Here is an 18,496-nt window from a genome sequence, read left to right as displayed (position 1 = left end):
CCAGCTTACAATTTTGTAAGGTTTTCTTTGTATTTTGCAAGCTAAAGTTATGGATTGTGAATGTCAAGTCGGTTTATAATAAGTTCGTAAACAAGAGAATGAGGAAGATGAAAGGCAGGAAATAGATATGTCATTGCTGGATGTTAAAAATGTTAAGAAGATTTATACGACAAGGTTTGGAGGCAGTCAGGTGCAGGCGCTTTCGGATGTGACGTTTTCCATAGAATCAGGTGAGTTTGTTGCGATTATGGGGGAATCCGGTTCCGGAAAGACGACCTTATTAAATATACTCGCTTCTCTCGATAAACCGACGGGTGGTAAGGTGTACCTGAAGGGGCGGGACCTGGGGTCGATCAGAGACCGAGAGATGGCGGCATTCAGGCGTCAGAATCTGGGCTTTGTTTTTCAGGATTTTAATCTGTTAGATACGTTTTCTCTGGAGGATAATATCTATCTTCCGCTTGTGCTGGCAGGGAAAAAATATGAAGAGATGAACCGGAAGCTGGAGCCTATTGCACAGAAGCTAGGTATTACAGAACTGCTTAAAAAATTTCCCTATGAAGTGTCAGGCGGACAGAAACAGAGGGCGGCAGTAGCACGTGCCCTGATTACAAAGCCTCAGCTGATTCTTGCGGATGAGCCGACAGGGGCTCTGGATTCAAGGGCTTCGGATGACCTGATGGAGCTGTTCACACAGATCAATCAGGACGGGCAGACGATCCTCATGGTGACGCACAGTGTGAAGGCTGCCAGTAATGCAAACAGGGTACTCTTTATTAAGGACGGAGAGGTGTTCCACCAGATTTACAGGGGGAATCTTACGAATGAGGAGATGTACCAGAAAATTGCGGCTTCGCTGACAGTTCTGACCACAGGGGGTGACCGGTAATGTTTTATCCGAAACTTGCATGGACCAATATCAAGAAGAATGGGAAGACTTATATTCCGTATATCTTGACCGGTATACTGACCATCATGATGCTGTATGTAATGATTGCAATCAGCCTGAATACAGGGCTGGACCAGATGGAGGGCTCAAATGTCCTGAAGCTGATCCTGCGCTGGGCCGCGACGATCACCGGTATTTTTTCGGCAATCTTTCTTTTTTATACAAACAGTTTCCTTGTAAAGCAGCGGAAAAAGGAATTTGGACTCTACCAGGTGCTGGGAATGGACAAAGGCAATCTGGCGAAGATGATGGTGTGGGAGACGGTCCTTACCACGGTGATCAGCCTCTTAATGGGCCTGGGACTCGGCATGCTGCTCGGGAAGCTGATGTTTTTAATCTTATTAAAAATGCTGCGTTTTGAAGTCCCGCTGAAATTTGCGGTGGAACCTCAGGCAATGCTGGCGACGATGATCGTATTCCTTGCCGTTTTTACGGTTACACTGTTATTCAATCTTTTGCAGGTGCAGACGGCAAAGCCGGTGGAACTTCTGCACGGCGGCAGTCAGGGGGAAAAAGAACCTAAGACAAAGCGGCTTCTCACCCTCATCGGTGTGCTTACTCTGGGGGCAGGCTACTATATCGCCCAGACAACAGTATCCCCGTTAGAAGCGATTGGAAAATTTTTCATGGCAGTCATACTGGTCATTATCGGCACATACTGCCTGTTCACGGCAGGAAGTATCGCGCTTTTGAAGATTTTAAAGAAAAACAAAAAGTTTTACTACAAGACCAGCCACTTCACTTCAGTATCGGGCCTGATTTACCGGATGAAACAAAATGCGGTCGGATTGGCTAATATCTGCATCATGAGTACGGTTGTACTGGTTTTGATATCCGTAACCTTTTCCCTGTATGCAGGAATGGAAGACATTCTTTCATTACGTTTCCCGTCAGATGTTCATGTAACGATCCAGGGAAGTTCACAGGAAAAAATAGATACCGAAAATCAGGTTATAGAAGAAGAGGCCGAAAAGGCCGGTGTTGAGATAGAAAACCGCAGTTCTTACCGTTCGGGAACATTTACGGCTATATACAAGGAAAAGGAAGCAAGGCTGCTTCTGGAGGAGGATTCAGATATCTCAAATGAAACTGCAAATTTCAGGACACTGGTCATCATTCCGCTGTCAGACTATAACCGGCTGGAAGGAAAAAAGGAATCACTTGGTAAAGACCAGGTACTGGTTATCGTGCAGGGGGATGAGTTTGATTCGGATACAATCTATCTGCAGGATGAAGGCTTTGCAGTGAAAAAAGTAATGAAGGATACGAGAAAAACAAAAGATGAACTCTCATATGTTGTAAAAAGCATCATTCTGGTAATGCCGGATGCAGATAAGATTGCAGAGCTGAAGAAGACCTACGGTTATGAAGGCTCGGATCAAATCATATACACTGATTATTTTGACTTAAGTGGCAGCGGGGACGCAAAAGAATCTGTCATGGCCTCCATACAGAAGCGTCTGACAGCTGAGATACCGGAATCGTTTACAGAATATAAGGGGGCATTCAGGCAGGATTTTTATGCACTCTACGGCGGCTTTCTGTTCCTTGGTGTATTTGTCGGGGCGCTGTTTATTATGGCAACCGTGCTGATTATCTATTATAAACAGATTTCAGAAGGGTATGATGACAGGAACCGGTACCAGATCATGCAGAAGGTGGGGATGAGCAAGAAAGAAGTACAGCGTTCGATCAAGAGCCAGGTACTATTGGTATTTTTCCTGCCATTGCTGGTTGCGATCGTACATGTGGCATTTGCCTTTAAAACAATCACAAAACTGCTGGCAATTATGAATCTCGTCAATATACACCTGTTTTTGATGTGTACTATAGCAACGGTGCTTATATTCGCGGTATTCTACGGGGTAGTATTCCTGATTACATCGAGAGAGTATTATCGGATTGTTGAATAAATCATTGAGGTACATCGGGCGTAAAAGAGTTATGATTTCTTTTACGCCCGATGTGTATTTTTGCAATAAACCTAAAACAAAATCTGATATACTTGAATTGAGAAGTATCTATTTTTCAGACGACGAAAGGGGAGATTTTATGGGCACAGGAGAACTTAAATATTGTTTTCAGGATACAATTGCTTTTTCCAATTCAGCGAAATTAAAAGTGCAACAGAAGAGGCTGTCCAATCCAGTAAAGTTTATATGGAAGGATTTACATCATGACTCATTGGATGGTTCACATCCGACGAGTGAAGGGATGAATACTTTGGCAATGATAGGAATAAAGGAGATGGCAGGAGAAAAGGTAAACAGATTCCTTGATTTTAAATCAAGTGGAACCTATTTGGACTAGCCAATGCGCCGGCAACTTGGTACAATGATAAAAAGTACTTTTCACAAGAAAGAATTGTGCTGTATTAGATATAACAGAGCAGTCCTTTAATCCGTAGTATTAGGAAGACGTATAAATTAGATCAAGAAATGAGGTAGTGATATGGATAAAGACCCCTTTAAGGAATATTTGAAAGAGTCTGAACCCGATAAAATCAGCAAAGGTTATGCTTGGAGTACAGCAATTGGGCTGCAGGCGGTAGATGGGTTAAAAACATCAAAATATTTGATTGATACTGCCATTCAAAATATTGAAGGTAAAATTACGATAATAGAAGCTCAAAATCTCATCAACAGCTACTATGAGGATAGACCGGTATCTTCCGATGATGAGCGTACCGAAGAAGCAGATAAGGTATCGGCTCGAATTGCGGAAATATTGTCGGAAACTGCCTTTTCATTCTCGCCAAATGAATATATTTCGATTCACCGAAAACTGTTTCAGGGTATATATAATCACGCCGGAGAGATAAGAGACTATAATATTACAAAAAAAGAGTGGGTCTTGGACGGGGCTACTGTTCTATATGGAAGCGCTTCAGAACTTAGAGCTACACTTGAATATGATTTTTCACAGGAAAAGAGATTTAGTTATAAGGGACTCTCTATGAATGAGATAATCCATCATCTTGCAGTATTTGTTTCTGGGTTGTGGCAAATTCATATTTTTGGAGAAGGTAACACAAGAACAACAGCAGTATTCTTTATAAAGTATTTGAGAATGCTTGGTTTTTCTGCAACGAATGATATTTTTGCGGAAAATGCCTGGTATTTCAGGAATGCACTTGTCCGTGCGAACTATACTAATCTGCAAAAGGATATTCACGGAACAACAGAATATCTTGAGATATTCCTTAGAAATCTGCTCTTGGATGAAAAGAATGAGCTGCATAATCGTAATCTGCACATAAGTGGACTTTTTAAGACAGAGAAAGTAGACATTGGAGAAGAAAAAGTAGACATTCGTGGCGAGAAAGTAGACATTGAAAGTATACTTTTACGAAATAAAGTGAATTTCTCAGGCAAGACAATCGTTCATATCAATAGAATGTTTGAAGCGTTTGGCTTTGATGGAATTTTTGGCAGGAGTGCAGTTGCGGGGCTGCTTGAATTGCATAATTCAAGTGTTTCTAAGCTGATCTCTAAATTGGTGCAGGCGGGAATTATTGAACCCGTGTCAGGCCACGGAAAAGGAAAATACAAGTTTTCAAAAGAGTAATTGAAACGGAGGTAGAACGAGATGTCTGAATACAGGGATGCCGTTGATGCGGTAATACGCGAGGTGCGTAAGGCGGTTGTTGGAAAGAATGATGTGATTAACAAGATTATGATGGCGATTCTGGCCAAGGGGCATATTCTGGTGGAGGATATTCCGGGAACCGGGAAAACGACGATGGCGCTGGCATTTTCCAGAGCAATGGGGCTGGAAGAGAAGAGGGTGCAGTTTACCCCGGATGTGCTTCCTGCCGACCTGACCGGATTTACGGTGTACCAGAAGGATACGGAGCAGTTCGTCTATCAGCCGGGTGCAGTAATCTGCAATCTCTTGCTGGCCGATGAGATCAACCGGACTTCTCCGAAGACGCAGTCGGCCCTTCTGGAGGTTATGGAGGAACGGCAGGTGACCGTGGACGGGGTGACCCGCAGGACAGGGAACCCGTTCATTGTCATCGCTACGGAAAATCCGACGGGCTCTGCTGGAACACAGCTTCTGCCAGAGGCGCAGCTGGACCGGTTCATGATCTGTGTCAATATGGGGTATCCGTCTGTCAAAGAGGAAGTGGAGATCCTAAAGAGAAACCAGACGGGGAGGACTACGGATTCGGTGAAGAAGGTTATGAGCGCCCAGTGGATTCTGAATGCACAGACTGAGGCTGAGGACGTGTTTGTACACGATGTGGTCTACACATATATCGCGCAGCTGGCAAAGAAGACAAGGGAGATGGAATGGATTGCAATGGGCTTAAGCCCGCGCGGAACCGTGGCCATGACCGCGATGGCCAGGGCAGGAGCCTATCTCAAAGGCCGCGGGTATGTGGTACCGGAAGATGTTGCGGAGGTGTTTTCGTGTACGGCCATACACAGGATCCAGCTCAGCACAAAGGCGAAAGTAGGGCATATACAGAAAGAGGATGTGCTGGAAAAGGTTCTCGATGAAGTGAAAAAACCATCCGTCTCAAAACGGTAAGACAGGACAGTCATATGCGGGCTGCCGGAAGAGGAAAGGCTGGGGAGAAATATGGGGAAAAGAGTGGTCACTTATCTGGCCGTGTTCCTGATTACCGCTTATCTGTTTCTGATGTATAACGAACCTGCACTGACGGCTATTTTAGTGCTGGAGTGTCTGTATCCGTTCCTCTCGTTTTTATACCTGAAATGGATACGGGGGCGGGTTTCGGCCGGGCTGCACAAGGTGCCGGCAATGGGAAACAAGAACAGCAGAATCAGGATCAGTATCTGGATTAAAAATACATCCATATTCTGGAGTGTAAAATATAAGGCAGAGGTCAGGGTGGGAAGCAGTTTTCTGCAAAGGCAGGAAAAGAAGGTCCTTTCAGGAAATCTGGAGGGTAAAAGCCGTAAAATACAGTCATATTATTTCACCTCCTCTTATTGCGGAAGAGTGGCGGTCAGCATGGAGTCGCTTCGAATCTATGATTTTCTGGGCATTTTTTATCATAAAATAAAGCTTGGGGAGCGGTCTACAGTAGGCATTATGCCGGAATTTGAGCTGATCCCTCTGGAAATCACAAGAAGGACCAGAGAGTTTCTGGCCGATGCGGATGAGTACTCCGTGGAAAAAGGCGGGGATGACCCGGCGGAAATCTACAGGATCAGGGAGTACCGCCCCAGAGATTCTGTGCATGATATCCACTGGAAGCTGACGGCAAAGGAAGGGGAACTCATGGTCAAAGAACATGGCTGTCCTCTGGGGTGTGTCGTTCTGTTATGGGTGGATTTTGCAGAAAAAGGGGCGAGTGCCGCAGGGATAGACCGTATGCTGGAACGCACGGCATCTTTGAGTATGACTCTGGCAGGAGAAAAATGCATTCATATGGCTGCATGGTTTGAAGAAAAGAATGCAAGAGTCGTCAAATATAAAGTAAACAGTGCGGAATCGGCGTATGAGCTTGTCTGGAGGCTACTCGATATTGAGCCGTATGAAGACCGGGAGATGGCCGGGATTGCCTATGAAGATGCTTTTCTGGGTGAACATTTCAGCAGCATTGTTGTGATTGACGGACAGGGTAACATGAAGATAAACGGGGAAACACAGGAATTGCTGCAGCTGTAAGGAGGGACCAGGCAATGAGCAGAAGGAAAAAAGGAGAATCCGGTATCCGCCTGTATGAGGCGGAAAAGAAAAACGGATTTGACAGGCCGTATGGGACGGGGGCTGTGCTGATTTTCGCACGGGGTGCGGCCGTCTGTTTCCTTGCGGTTTCCTGGTGGAGGATATTCTTCAACGTCTTTCCGGCTGATATCAATATCGTATGGCTTGCAGTCTTTCTGTTTCCTCTGGCAGTGCTGGGGGTAATGTGGGCCTCGCTGAAAGTATGGCAGAAGGGCCTCTCAGTGATACTCTGTGTCCTGCCGGCTGCATTTATATTTTGGCGGAGACAGACACTTGCGGCCGCGGCCGTTAATTATCTGGCAAATGCGTATCTGCGAGTCCATTATGAAGGGACAGAACCTCTGCTGCTCTACAGTGAGCCGGAAGCCGCGGCGTGGACGCTTGGCCTTTTAACGGCTATGGCAACCATGCCGGTGCTTCTTTTGTGGTCCTGGGTACTCGTGAAGAACCGGGGAAAACTTCTGACGGTACTATTAATCTTATGTCCGGCGGCGCTGGCGGCCGTGGAAGGATACTTCCCGTCGGCAGGCGCATGCTGGGTGCTGATATTCGCGGCAGGTGTTTATTTTGCCGTCTGCGGGGGAAACTCAGGAAAATCGGTGATACTCGGCGCTTCATCGGCGTTTGTCTGTATTATGGTGCTTTTTCTGGCCTCGAATGTGGCTGCAAAGCCGGTGGAAGCCATGAAAACTGTTGAAAACGGTGTGTATCGGCAGGCGAGGACGGCTGTGAAGGAAGGCGTTGTACAAAAGTTTACAGATTTGACAGGAATTTCTGAAAAGAAAAAAGAGGACGAAGAGAAGCCACAGCAGGAAAAGGAGAGACAGGAAGGACAGAAGGAGGAAGAAAAGACAGACCCGGAAGCGAAAGAAGCCGAACAAGCTGAAACACAGATGCAGGATGAGCCCCCCGGTTTGCCCGAAGAGTCGGGAACCGGTGTATTTAAAGATGGAATCCCGCAGGATTTAAAAGCGATCGCTTCGTTTTTTCCGGGAGACGGTAAGGGAATTGTTGTACGTACAGATGAACGTCCCCGGGGAACATTTTACTATCCGGAAGCGTATGGCAGTGTTTATTCCGGCAGCTTCTGGAGGATGGAAGCTTTGTCAGATGCAGTACTCGACGAATACTACCAGTATCCCCCGGATCTGGAACGGCTGAGGGCGCTGTGCAGTGAACAGGATATCGGAAGTATTGAGGATGCAGCCCGGTTTATCCAGAAGGAATTCAAAGAGAATACCGTTTATGACTACAATCCGGGAGCAACACCGGCAGATCAGGACTTTGCAGAATATTTTCTGTTTGAAAACAAGAAAGGTTTCTGCGTGCACTTTGCGACAACGGCTGTGCTCATGTACCGTATCCTTCACTATCCGGCAAGATATGCAGAAGGGTATGCGATTCCTGCGTCCGCATTTCAGGAACAGGAGGACGGGACATATGCAGCTGAAGTAACGGGGCAGATGGGGCATGCGTGGTGTGAAACCTATGAGGACGGCTGGCAGGTCAGGGAGCATACACTTCCTTATACAGGGACAGATACGCTGGCGGTTCCCCCTGCTTCGGACAGCCGGCAGAAGGCACCGGCAGAAGTGAAGAAGAGCACCAGAATCCTTCTGGGGAGCCTTACGATCGCTGGAATGATTCTGCTGTTGACTGCTGCTTTTCTGATTCAGGGAGTAGTGCGCAGAAAGCAGAGAATGATGCAGTGCCGCAGATACCGGAATGGACGGGGAGTACTGGCCCTGTACCGGACCCTATATGATACGGCAGTCTTTTTAGGCATGAAGGAGGCGGCGGATCCGTTGGCTTCAGAGGCTTTTGAGTCCCTGAAAAACTACATTTCTGAGATATCTGTCGGGGATTGGCAGTGGATTCAGGATGAAGTATGGCAGTCGATGTTTGCACAAAACCCACCTTCCGAAGAAGAACACGAAAAATTGTATCAGCTTGTTACCGATGCAACAAAAAAGGTACGGCATGACCTGACCGGATGGAAGAAAATAAAATACCACCAGATCCGCTGTCTGGGCTGATAAATAGAAAGGCTACTTTTTGCGGAATAAGATGCGGAAAATGAGTACAAGTATCAGGATGAATGAGATGAAATACCCGATAAAACTCAGCCACGGGATTCCGAACCACCTTGGCATAGACATTGTATTGAGGATCAGCCCGGAACCTATAAACAGTCCGACCGCAAGAATACTCAAGATAAACCGGTTGGCCGTCCTCTGGATATCTTCCCGGATTTCTTCGGAATCAGCGACCTGCAGATTGAGCTGTGCCTGCCCATTCTTTGTGATATTCAATAGGTCAGACAGCTGTGCGGGGATATCCAGTGATTTATCCATAGAGGTGTACAGCTGGCGGCCCTTGTGGCGCAGCAGCTTCTTAGCATCTAGTTCCTTTATGAGAAGGGTGGACATATGGACTGACAGAATCTGGATGATATTTACATCCGGGGCACATGCGGTCAGTGTCCCCTCCATCGTAATCATGCTGCGTCCGAGCAGGGTGACGTCGGGGGTGATAGCGAGCCTGTGGTCTTTCACAAGTTCCAGCATCCGTTCAATCAGTGTGCCCAGCTTCATAGTTCCAAAATCCATAGAAAGATATTTGCTTAGAATATCGTCAATGTCGGTGTACAGACGGGCATGGTTAACACGCTCCTGAGGTTCGCCGAAGGCCAGAAGCACGTTTTTAAGGGCATAGATATCATTTTCCAGAATTGCGGTGATAGCCTTTTTTAAGAGCTGTTTATTATGCTGTGTCAGTCTTCCGGTCATGCCAAGGTCCAGCCATGCAATCTGCCCGCCGGCTACCCAGAGATTGCCCGGGTGCGGGTCTGCATGGAAAAAACCATCTTCCAGTATCTGCTTGCAGTAGTTTTCGGCCGCCTTCTGGCCAATCTCGGTCATATTGTAGCCGAGGTCTTCCAGCTGTGCTGTCTCATCTATCTGGATTCCGTTAATATATTCCATGACAAGCAGCCGCGGTGTAGTCAGCTCGTGGAAAACTTTCGGGCATGTGACATAGGCGATCTCTTTCTGGTTTTCATAAAACAGGTCCAGATTAGCAGCCTCCTGTACAAAGTCCATTTCCTCCTGTGTTGTCTTCCACAGTTCATCCAGAATTGTTTTAAAATCAATGAGATCCTCGGTGCCAATGGCAATCTTTAAAATGCCGGCAGCCTTTTTCATAAGGCGGATGTCATTCTGCATCGTCTGTTTGATAGCCGGCCGCTGTATTTTAATGACAACTTTTGTGCCGTCTTTCAAAACAGCAGGGTGTACCTGGGCGATAGAAGCAGAGCCAAGGGGTATCTCTTCTATTTCTGAAAAAATATCAGAAACAGGCCTGTTCAGCTCTGTTTCAATCACGCCGTAAATTATATGAAACGGCAGGGGCCTTACTTCCGTCCGCAGTTTCGTCAATTCCTCACAGTAAGATTCCGGCAGCATATCTGAGCGCATTGACATAATCTGTCCCAGCTTGACATAGGTGGGTCCCAGATCTTCTAAAATCTCCCGCAGCTTGACAGGAGACAGGCCGTGCGTGACCTGGTGGCGCCTAAGCACCGCCAGGATCTCGCGCAGCCTCTTGTCAGAAGCGGGAGATTCCGTATTATTCTGTTCCTGTGTTACAAATGTCTCGTCCATAATCAGCTCCGTGGTCAGCCTTCCTGTGTATCCGTCTTTTCTTCCTGATCCCCGCTGCATGGGATATCAGTTTCTTCTGTCTCGTCACTGCAAGGGGCATCTGTGTTTTCTTCCTGATCCCCGCTGCAAGGGGTATCGGCTTTCTCATCCGTCTCATCCTCGCATTCGGCGGCAGCCTTTTCCTCATTGGCTTTCTCAGCCTCTGCTATCTTAGCCTTTAAGGCGGCAAGCTCGTCCGGGTCCATATGGCTGACAGCATCCATTGCGTCCTTGTATTCCTTAACAACGGTGACAGAAACATGTTCTTTGACTTTTTCTTTTGCGTTCTGTTTAAGCTCTTCGTTGAGGACCTTGCCCTGTTCTACAGTAAGTTCCCCCTTTTTAACAAGATTATCCACAACATCCTTTGCAGTCTCAGCCGTAACGGCAACTGCGCCGACACCTGCCAGTAATATTTTCTTCAAACCTTCATTCAGTTCCATAGTAGCACCATCCTTCCTTAGTAAGACAAATAAAATTTATATATATTATTATACCACAAAGCCGTCTCCCCATTTCTTAAATTTTTGGAAATAGGGGACAAATTAAGAGTTGATTGACGACTGTCCATTCCCTGTTTCCTTTGCTTGACCCTTCTGTAGGAGTGTGGTAGGATGAAAACATAATTGACATTATAAAACGTTATTAAGCAGGAGGTTTTTATGATTCGAGAAATGAAACTGGAAGACAGAGACGCGTACTTGAAGATGGCACATGATTTTTATCACTCACCGGCAGTGCTCTATCCGGTTCCGGATTCTTATATTGAAAGAACATTTGAGGAATGTATGAACGGGGGGACTTATGCATTGGGCTATATTCTGGAGTCTGAGGGGCAGACGGCCGGGTATGGTCTGGTTGCAAAGACATTTTCCCAGGAGGCCGGGGGATATGTGTACTGGCTCGAGGAACTTTATATTCTGGAGGAGTACCGCTCAAAGGGACTTGGAAGCGAATTCTTTGCCTATGTGGAAGAACATAAAGAAGAAGGGGTTACCCGGTTCCGGCTGGAAGTGGAAGATGATAACGTGAGGGCAGCCGCCCTTTATGAGAGACTTGGATACAAGCCTCTTGCATATAACCAGATGGTAAAAGAATTTCATGATTAAGGAGGCTGACGTGATGACGAAAGCAGGAGAGAGAAAGGTAGAAACGGTTGAGAAAGTAAACGGAGGGGCCGGATTTATAATGAAGGAGGCGCTTCTGATGACGGAACAGCTCGGCGAACACTGCAAGATGTTTTCCAAAGTTACGCTTAAGCCGAACTGTGAGCTGGGACACCATGAGCACCACGGGGAGACGGAGGCCTACTATATCCTTTCCGGAACAGGAATGTATGATGACGACGGGAAAGCGGTGCCGATAGAGGCGGGGGATGTTACATTCTGCGAGGACGGCAAAGGACACGGGGTGAAGAATACAGGAAGTGAAGATCTGGAATTTATTGCATTGATATTGAAGAAGTAGCAGTAAATGGTGATTGAAAGGAAGAACAGGCGGAAGACAGATGGTTGTATCATTCGCCTGTTCTTTTTGTACCTTATTCCAAAAATTCTTTCAATGTGTCCAGCAGACGTGTATTATCCTCTGGCAACATCATGCAGAAACGTACATATTCCCCTTCCAGACACTGGAAGGAAGAGCAGTCACGGATCATAAGGCCCCGTCTGATGCAGGCCTCAAAAAGACCGGATGCAGTCAGTCCTTCCTTTAGGATCTGGATCAGGATAAAGTTTGCATATGCATCGAAGACTTTTATGAGCCTGATTTTACGGAGCTCCTCCAGCATACGGGTACGCTCACCCAGAATCAGCGTGCGCGTATGCTGTATATAGCGGCTGTCCTGAAGCATGCGTTCTCCGGCAAACGCCCCGATGCTGTTTAATGACCAGGGAATCTGGTGCTCCCGGACTCTCTTTAAGAACGCTTCATTGCCGGTGACACCGTAACCAAGTCTGAGGCCGGGGGCGGCGAAGAATTTGGAAACCCCGCGCAGCACCATGAAGTTACTGAATTCTCCAATGAGAGACACTGCACTGACTGCCCCGATATCTGGTGCGAATTCCACATAGGTTTCGTCAATCATGACAAAGGTATCTGCTTCATGGCAGGCAGTTAAGATCCGGCGCATATCTTCCGTCCTAATGACGGAGGAGGTCGGGTTATTGGGATTACATATAATAAGGAGGTCAAATCCTTCTTCCAGTTTTTCTAAAAAGTCAGGGACATTCAGACGGAACCCATCATCCGGATTTAGGTGGTAATATTCCTGTATACTGTCTGAAAAGGAAAGTTCTCTGGCATACTCTGAATAGGTCGGACCGAGGATGAGTGTCTTTTTCGGACATCTCTGTTCGATCAGGAGGGAGATCAGTTCGGTTGAGCCGTTCCCTACGACAACGGAAGAAGGGGGGACCTTGCAGTACTGCCCGATGGCATTTCGAAGTGAAGTATACTCCCTGTCCGGATAGGTAGAAATGATATCCAGATTTGCCGCGATTTCCTGTCTGACTTTTTCGGAAAGGCCGAGAGGGTTGACATTGGCCCCGAAACAAACGATGGATTCCTTTGGAATGCCGTAATATTCCTCTATTTTCTCAAGATCACTGCCATGAAACTCTGGTTTTGCATTCATGTATACAATCTCCTTTCAAATTCTTTCATTCACCCGTTGCAAGAAATACTACATTGATGATATAATTCATTATAGCGTGCTTATGAAAAAATGCAACGTCAGGAAAAGTAACATTAGAAAATGAGTAGGTGACGAACTTGAAGAATAAGATTAAACGTCTTTCCAAAGGAGATTTTCACATTCCGCAGCCAGAGATTATTTTCCCGGAGACCCGGATCATCATGCGTGTCGGTGAGGGAGAAATGTATAAGGGGAGTTTCTCTTTGCAGAACCAGGGCGAGGGGACTATCAGGGGGCTTGTATATCCCTCTTCTTATCGTGTCCATTGTGAAGAACAGGGCTTCGATGGGAATCCGGTTAATATCTATTATACATATGATGGCTCCGGGCTGGTGCCGGGACATGTCGAACATGGTAAGTTTACGATTGTGTGCAACGGGGGCGAATATGACGTTGCGTTTACAGCGATCATCGAAAAGCCATTTGTTATGACAAGCTATGGCAAGGTGCAGAGCCTCGAGGATTTTAAGAAGCTTTCTTTCCGCGATCCGGCTGAGGCAGAGAAGTTGTTCCGTTCCAGGGATTTTTACGAGATATTAAAATATGAAGACAAGCGTATCCAGGCGCTGTATGACAACATGCGCAAGTGGGAGCTGGATCAGCAGGCGCTGGAGGAATTCCTTGTCGGCTGCAAACAGAAAGAGAAGATATTCCTGACGCTTGAGGAGGAGAGCCGTGCCTTCATGGAAGTGGAGGAGGCACGTAAAGAGACACTGACTGTCAAGAAGAATACATGGGGCTATCTGACGATTGATGTCCGCACGGAAGGCGATTTTCTGACAGTCGAACATGCCAAGGTTACGACAGAGGAGTTTATCGGGAATTCCTACCGCCTGGAGTATATCATTACGACAGAGCAGCTGCACAGGGGAAGCAACTTCGGGCAGATCATACTGGAGACTCCGTACGAGTCACTCATCTATGAGATCGTGGTCGAGAAGGACGTGAAGCGGGAGGAGGACTACCGCAGTGCAGACATAGAGTTTGCAAGCATTGTGAAACGCTATCTGACATATGAGGCCGGCAGGATAGACCTTAACACATGGACAGAGGAGTCGGTGAAGAAGCTGGAGCATCTGCGTGAAGCAGACGGCAAGAATGAGATATATCTGCTGGTACATGCACATGTCTGCCTTCTGGGCCAGCGCTTCGAGGAGGCAAAGTGGATTCTCGAATCTTATAATTATAATAGATTTGCAATTGGGAAAAATGTGGAGATGAGTTCCTATTACCTGTATCTTACCACCCTGCTGAGTAATGATTCCATCGGGCAGCGCAGGGTTGCAGAGGAGCTTTCCAAGTCTTACATGAAGCATCCGGAGAGCTGGATGATTCTTTGCATGCTTGTAAATGTGGATTCGGAATATAAGATTTACAGTGAACGGCTGCGTGTGCTGGAACAGCATTTTTATGAGGAAAAGAACCATAGTATCTGGTTTTATATGGAAGCGTTCAAGTGTTTCAGGGATAAGAGTTCTTCTCTGAAGAAGCTGGGGACATTTGAAGTGCGGGTATTGTATTTTGCAGCAAAGTATAAGCTGATGACAAAGGAACTGGCACTGTATACGGCCAATCTGGCGAGCCAGCTGAAAGGGTTCGACAGACACCTGTATGAGACACTTGTGCTTGCCTATAAGATGTATGAAGAGTCCATGATTCTGACGGCAATCTGTACACTGCTGATTAAAGGCAACTGTGTGGACAACCTTTACTTTAAGTGGTACGAAAAGGCCGTGGAGTCAGAACTGAAGATAGCCCAGCTGTATGAATACTATATGGCCTCCATCCGGGTGCAGCATTTCCACAAGGCACTGCCGCGGTCTGTATACCTGTACTTTATGCATGGGAACAATCTTGATTACCACAAGTGTGCGCTGCTGTATTCGAACCTGATTACCTATGAGGACGAATCCAACGAAATCTATGCACACTACAGGGATGAGATGGAAGCCTTTGCATGGAACCAGCTGGAACGCCGGCACATAGACGAGCAGCTGAGGATTATTTATAAGCGGTTCATCGTAGAACGTTCTATGAATCCGGAGCGGATTAAGGCGCTTTACGATATCTGCCATGCGTATGAGATCACGACGAAAGTGCCGAATATGAAGTTTATCCACATTATCTCGGATAACGGGACCATTACCCAGAAGGTTCCCTACAGCGACAGGGGGACACAGGTGTTCTTATATGCGAAGACGGACAGGCTCGTGTGGGAGGCAAAGGACGGCAGGCATTACACAGACTCTATTCCCTATGAGAGCAGACGTTTATTCTATGAACTCCGTTACATGGATATGTGTAAGAAGTTCCTTAACAGTATGCGCCTGAACCGTCTCGAGGAAGAGGATGAGCCGCTGACGCTGGAGGTGGTCAGGGAACGCGGTGTGGAGGCTTACAGCGAGGAAGAATTGTTTGCGCTTTGCAGCAAGACGATCAGGGAGAATAATTATGAAAATGACGATTTCCTGACGTATATCTGTTTTGAACTATTTAAGCAGGGACAGTATGATAAAGTGATCCTGACCTATCTGTCCAACTATTACTGCGGGGCAACTTCGGAGATGAAACAGCTTTGGAGAGAGGCGCGGGAATATGAGGTACACAGCCACAAACTGGGCGAACGTATTCTGACACAGATGCTGTTTTCAGAAGAACTCTTTGCAGAAGTACAGGTGTTTGAGGAATATTATGCGGAAGGCGCTTATTTCAGGCTCCAGCAGGCTTATCTGGCCTATATGTCCAGAGGATATGTGGTGGAGGACAGGAAGATCAGTAAGAGCGTGATCGACATCATCTGCCGGGAGTATGAGAAAGGCGAAGATACGATAGATATCTGCAGAATCGCTGTTTTAAAATATTACTCGGCAAGAGAATATAATTCCATGATACGTAAGACGCTGAAGAAGTTTTTGCAGGAATTGTGTGGAAAGCAGATTTATTTTCCATTTTTCCTGTCTTATGAGAAGGAATGGCTGATCGAGCTTCAGCTCTGGGACAAGACTCTGATTGAGTACAAGGGGCAGAAGGGCAGCAGGGTTATGCTTTACTACCAGCTTCAGAAAGGGGATACGGAAGCGGTTGATTACTCGACGGAGGTTCTGACACCGATGTATGAGAATCTGTATGTAAAGAAGTTTGTGCTTTTCTCAAACGAAACCCTGAAGTACTATTTCAAAGAAACGATTGACGGCAACACATACCGCAGTGATAAGGAAAGCTGCGTGAAGGAAGTAAAGCGGGGCGAATCCGGCAGGTATGGACGGCTGAATGATATTCTGCTTTGTGAAGGCCGGGAGAAGGAAATGAAGATGAAGGCTTATGCGGCCGAGGATGCGATAGCGGCGCACATGTTTGAACAGTATTGATGCCGCGGGGAGGTGGTCTGTGATGGGACAAGGGAATATAATTGGATATGAGATAAATGACAAGACCTGCCAGATCAGTTTCTATAATGAGCAGCAGCTCGAACCGGAGACTATGGAGGTGGATGCGGATAACTATCAGATTCCGCTGATCATCGGAAAGCTGAGGGATACGTGGGCCTACGGCAAGGAGGCCAAGCGTCTGGTGACGGTCAAAGAAGGTTTTACAGTCACAAGACTTCTTGATAAGAGCCTGGCAGGGGAGAAGATTGAATTTGGGGAGGAAACGTATGATGCAGTATGGCTTCTGTCCAAGTTCGTGCAGATGTCACTGCAGTCTTTTCCGCAGATTGACGGGATTGTTTTCAGCGTGCCGGAACTGAACGAGGAACTGGCGCAGCTCCTGCGCGGGATTGCGGTGCGGATGAACATAGATAAGCGGCATATTTTTATTCAGGATTATAAGGAAAGTTTCTGCAACTACCTGTTTTACCAGCCGAAGGAACTGTGGCAGTATGAGGCTGCACTGTTCTGCTGTGACAGGAATGAAATCAAGGCATATATGCTGCGCCGCCTGAAGCCCGGACTGGGCGGGGGAAAGACGACGTTTGTCACGGTCGACGAGGTGGCCAGTGCGCATATGAAGGAACTGGCGGCGGTATATCCGGTATTGAATGAGGATAAGGCAAAAGAGGCCGATATGCGGTTCCGGAAGTTTATTGAAGGCGTATTTGACAAACGGATTGTTTCTTCTGTATTCCTGACAGGGGAAGGGTTTGAGAATAACTGGTACCCCACATCCCTGCGTGTGCTCTGCAACGGCAGAAGGGCCTTTATCGGCAATAACCTTTACAGCAAGGGCGCCTGCTACACAGCCTACCGCAAGATGTACATGCATATTGAGGACCCGGTCTATCTGTCGGATACAAAGCTGACGGACCAGATCACAGTCAATATGAGGGTGGACGGGCAGGAAATGTGGTATCCGATCGTATCGTGGGGGGCCCACTGGTATGAATCGAATAATCAGTGGGAGGTTCTTTTGGAGGACGTGGAAGACATCGAACTTCATGTGGAATCACTGATACAGGGAACCTTGAAGACGGAAGTGATCCCGCTTGAGAATTTCCCGAAACGCGGGGAATACTCTATGCGATTGCAGCTGGAAACACTGTTTCTCGATGAAAAGACATGCAAAATCACGGCAAGGGACGTAGGATTCGGGGAGTTTTTCCTGCCTACGGATTTTCAGGAAGAGAAGATAATTCACTTAGGAGGCAATGATGGGAAGTTTAATTCTTTGTCATGACAGACACGCAACGCATCCTTATGAGATCACGAGGATACACTGCAAGATATATACAATTGAAGAATTATGCTATTATCTGTGCAATAATCTCTACCTGATTGATTACACGATTATGAATGAGCAGCTCTGCAACTGGCTGGAAGAGGAAGTAGGTCTGACCGTACTTGCAGGAAGCCTGCGGGACGTCATCCGCCTGAACGGCTCAGTTGAGAAGTTTGTACTGACGATTCTAAAAAGCTCCAAGATATTCCGTGAGCCGGAGATGATCCGTATCCAGAATGTACTGGAACGCCTGAAGAACCAGAAGGATATCGAACGCCAGAAGTATAAGGGTGACAACCTGCTGGAGAGCGGTGAGATAGAAGAGGCAATTCTGGTATATCAGGCGATCCTCAATGAAGATCCGGATGAGAGCGTAGATCCCAAATTTTACGGGAAAATATATGCGGGCCTGGGGGCGGCCTATGGAAGGCTGTTCCTATATCAGGAATCTGCAAAAATGTATGACAGGGCATATCAGATCTGCGAAGATAAGGCACTTCTGAAGCCGTATCTGTATGCATCATACAGATATATGTCTTTGGAGGAATATCACATCCTCCTGACAAAACACGACGATTATGTAGAAATCAATGCCCAGATGCGCCAGGAAATGGAGGACATCAAAAGCCATCTCCAGATGGAGCCAAGCGCGGTGATGCTTGAAAAATGGAAACAGCAGTACAGAAGAAGCCATATATAAAATGAAATGCGGCCAGGGGGGAAGTTCTTCCC

15 protein-coding genes are annotated in these 18,496 nt (G+C 46.8%); 12 read left to right on the top strand and 3 right to left on the bottom strand.

Annotation, left to right across the window (positions count from 1 at the left end):
• Positions 1–127: 127 nt before the first annotated feature.
• The 7 genes from DWX43_RS18205 (at position 128) to DWX43_RS18175 (ending at position 8,688) form a co-directional block, all read left to right on the top strand.
• Positions 128–889 (top strand): ABC transporter ATP-binding protein, encoded by a 762-nt coding sequence (locus tag DWX43_RS18205; protein ID WP_109729325.1) that lies wholly within the window; start codon positions 128–130, stop codon positions 887–889.
• Positions 889–2,862, top strand: coding sequence for an FtsX-like permease family protein (locus DWX43_RS18200; RefSeq protein WP_118621343.1), 1,974 nt, complete (start codon positions 889–891; stop codon positions 2,860–2,862). Before DWX43_RS18205 ends, DWX43_RS18200 begins: the two co-directional genes overlap by 1 nt.
• Positions 2,863–3,001: 139 nt before the next feature.
• A complete protein-coding gene (locus DWX43_RS18195) occupies positions 3,002–3,259 on the top strand; it encodes a hypothetical protein (protein WP_118621342.1) in 258 nt (85 codons plus the stop codon).
• Between the two features lie 141 nt (positions 3,260–3,400).
• Entirely contained in the window at positions 3,401–4,516 is a 1,116-nt protein-coding gene (locus tag DWX43_RS18190; RefSeq protein WP_118621341.1) for a Fic family protein, read from the top strand.
• A 21-nt stretch (positions 4,517–4,537) separates the two neighbouring features.
• A complete protein-coding gene (locus DWX43_RS18185) occupies positions 4,538–5,485 on the top strand; it encodes a MoxR family ATPase (RefSeq protein ID WP_118621340.1) in 948 nt (315 codons plus the stop codon).
• Positions 5,486–5,536: 51 nt separating this feature from the next.
• Positions 5,537–6,592, top strand: a complete 1,056-nt coding sequence (locus DWX43_RS18180; protein WP_118621339.1) for a DUF58 domain-containing protein — start codon at positions 5,537–5,539, stop codon at positions 6,590–6,592.
• Between the two features lie 14 nt (positions 6,593–6,606).
• Entirely contained in the window at positions 6,607–8,688 is a 2,082-nt protein-coding gene (locus DWX43_RS18175) for a transglutaminase domain-containing protein (protein ID WP_118621338.1), read from the top strand.
• A gap of 12 nt (positions 8,689–8,700) precedes the next feature.
• Here DWX43_RS18175 and DWX43_RS18170 read toward each other — a convergent pair whose 3' ends face one another.
• Positions 8,701–10,374, bottom strand: a complete 1,674-nt coding sequence (locus DWX43_RS18170) for an AarF/UbiB family protein (RefSeq protein ID WP_243099390.1) — start codon at positions 10,372–10,374, stop codon at positions 8,701–8,703.
• A complete protein-coding gene (locus DWX43_RS18165) occupies positions 10,329–10,796 on the bottom strand; it encodes a hypothetical protein (RefSeq protein WP_330582289.1) in 468 nt (155 codons plus the stop codon). Before DWX43_RS18165 ends, DWX43_RS18170 begins: the two co-directional genes overlap by 46 nt.
• Positions 10,797–11,015: 219 nt before the next feature.
• On the opposite strand from DWX43_RS18165, the gene DWX43_RS18160 reads away from it, so the two are divergent.
• Together DWX43_RS18160 and DWX43_RS18155 are read left to right on the top strand one after the other, a co-directional pair.
• A complete protein-coding gene (locus tag DWX43_RS18160; RefSeq protein WP_118621337.1) occupies positions 11,016–11,462 on the top strand; it encodes a GNAT family N-acetyltransferase in 447 nt (148 codons plus the stop codon).
• A gap of 13 nt (positions 11,463–11,475) precedes the next feature.
• Positions 11,476–11,820, top strand: a complete 345-nt coding sequence (locus DWX43_RS18155) for a cupin domain-containing protein (protein ID WP_109729313.1) — start codon at positions 11,476–11,478, stop codon at positions 11,818–11,820.
• A gap of 73 nt (positions 11,821–11,893) precedes the next feature.
• On the opposite strand, the gene DWX43_RS18150 is transcribed toward DWX43_RS18155, so the two are convergent.
• Positions 11,894–12,988 carry a threonine-phosphate decarboxylase gene (locus DWX43_RS18150; RefSeq protein WP_118621336.1) on the bottom strand — a complete coding sequence of 365 codons (1,095 nt, stop codon included), beginning with the start codon at positions 12,986–12,988 and terminating at the stop codon, positions 11,894–11,896.
• Positions 12,989–13,125: 137 nt separating this feature from the next.
• On the opposite strand from DWX43_RS18150, the gene DWX43_RS18145 reads away from it, so the two are divergent.
• From DWX43_RS18145 to DWX43_RS18135, 3 genes are read left to right on the top strand one after another with little or no spacing between them, the layout of a single operon-like run.
• Complete coding sequence (locus DWX43_RS18145) at positions 13,126–16,416, top strand: DUF5717 family protein (protein WP_118621335.1); 3,291 nt, start codon at positions 13,126–13,128, stop codon at positions 16,414–16,416.
• A gap of 22 nt (positions 16,417–16,438) precedes the next feature.
• A complete protein-coding gene (locus tag DWX43_RS18140; protein WP_109729310.1) occupies positions 16,439–17,722 on the top strand; it encodes a DUF5716 family protein in 1,284 nt (427 codons plus the stop codon).
• On the top strand, positions 17,697–18,464 hold the full coding sequence (locus DWX43_RS18135) for a hypothetical protein (RefSeq protein ID WP_109729309.1): 768 nt from the start codon (positions 17,697–17,699) through the stop codon (positions 18,462–18,464). Before DWX43_RS18140 ends, DWX43_RS18135 begins: the two co-directional genes overlap by 26 nt.
• Positions 18,465–18,496: the final 32 nt, after the last annotated feature.

This window comes from Clostridium sp. AF19-22AC (assembly GCF_003479085.1).
Classification (GTDB): domain Bacteria; phylum Bacillota; class Clostridia; order Lachnospirales; family Lachnospiraceae; genus Faecalicatena_A; species Faecalicatena_A orotica.
Note: the sequence above shows the minus strand (reverse complement) of the source record. Positions and strands in the feature narration are given on the sequence as shown.